1 protein-coding gene is annotated in these 1,451 nt (G+C 50.4%); it reads right to left on the reverse strand.

All coding sequences use genetic code 11. The features are described from left to right. Positions 1-27: 27 nt before the first annotated feature. Positions 28-1,400 (reverse strand): IS3 family transposase gene (locus QMZ30_RS25740; RefSeq protein ID WP_283229373.1). Its coding sequence is split into 2 segments (ribosomal slippage): positions 28-899 and positions 899-1,400, totalling 1,374 coding nucleotides; the frame shifts between segments, so codons are not numbered across the junction. Positions 1,401-1,451 lie beyond the last annotated feature (51 nt).

The raw sequence follows: 1,451 nt of genomic DNA on the forward strand, positions 1-1,451 counted from the left end.
TGAACTGAACCCCTTAACCTGGACTGCTTAAGTCAGCTTATTTTGATTCTGAGTCCGGTACTCTACCGGGCTCAGTCCGCCAAGTCCCATCTTTATCCGCTTGTGGTTCCAGAAGTCTATGTACTCACCGATCGCTGTACTCAGTTCGCTCACACTCTGGAACTTCTTCAGATAAAACATCTCTGTTTTAAGATGCCCAAAGAAGTTCTCTATCATCGCATTGTCCAGACAGTTGCCTTTCCTGGACATACTTTGCTGTATTCCTTTCTCTGCGAGCTGGCGCCGGTAATATGGCCGCTGATAATGCCACCCCTGATCACTGTGCAACAGTACGCGGCTCAGGCTACTCAGGTGACTGAACGCTTTTTTCAGCATGCCATCTATCAATGATGCCGTTGCCTTCTTTGAGCCTTCCCACGCCACGATTTCATCGTTGTACAGGTCCATTATGACTGACAGGTAATATTTATCCTCTCCCACGCGGAACTCCGTCACGTCTGTCACCCATTTTTCTTCAGGCGCTGAAGCAACGAAGTTTCTCTGCAGCAGGTTAGCCACTGTCGGGTTGGCGCCTCCCCGGTAGGAACAATATTTTTTCCGCCTTACCGGACACTCCAGCGACAGTGCTTTCATCAACTTAAGGATGGTTTTACCACTGTGCCTGTAGCCACATTGTCTGAGAAGCTCGTTAAGCCGCCGGTAGCCATACAGGCTTCGGTGTTCACTGAACAACCGGAGCATCAGCGCCTTAACCTCAGCATATTTATCCGGTATCTGAAGGCGAGCCAGATGGTAAAAGAAGGTGCTCCGGGCCAGTTGAGCCGCTTTCAGCAGCAACGGCAGGCGATGCTGCGTACGCAACAGATTTACCGCCGCGGCTTTTTCAGCGGCTCCAGCCGCTTTTTTTCAAGGAGTATCCCCTGCAGCGTCTTCAGATAGTCATTTTCCGCCCGCAGATATTCGAGCTCCTCCAGCAGTTCTTCAGGCGTTTTATCATTTTCTTTACGAGGTTTGTCTGGATTAACTGGCATAGATACGCTCCGCTCCGGTTGTGTCGGACAAAAGGCACTGTACCCCTTCAGTCTGAACTGTTTGAGCCAGTTATCAACAGTGTTGTGGGAAGCAATACCAAATCGGGCCGCGAGCCTTGCCGATGTTTCAGGATGGTTAAGAGCATAGGTGACGACCTCTCGTTTGAACTCCGGTGAATACATCAGAGAGCGGGAACGGGAACGGGGACGCAGTGCTTCCTCACCGTGGTGAAGGTAAAGCTGTATCCAGCGGATAGCATGCGTCCTCGAAACCCCGAAATGTTGTGCTGTTCCCCCCTGACCGGCATGGCCGTCGAGAAAGTAACGTACGACCTTTAACTTGAACTGAGTGGAATACTTTGGCTTCATGATTTATCCCCATTATGTCGTTTTACAGTCCAACATTATGGGTTCAGTTCA

It is taken from the genome of Pantoea sp. EA-12, assembly GCF_030053355.1.
Lineage (GTDB): Bacteria > Pseudomonadota > Gammaproteobacteria > Enterobacterales > Enterobacteriaceae > Pantoea > Pantoea vagans_C.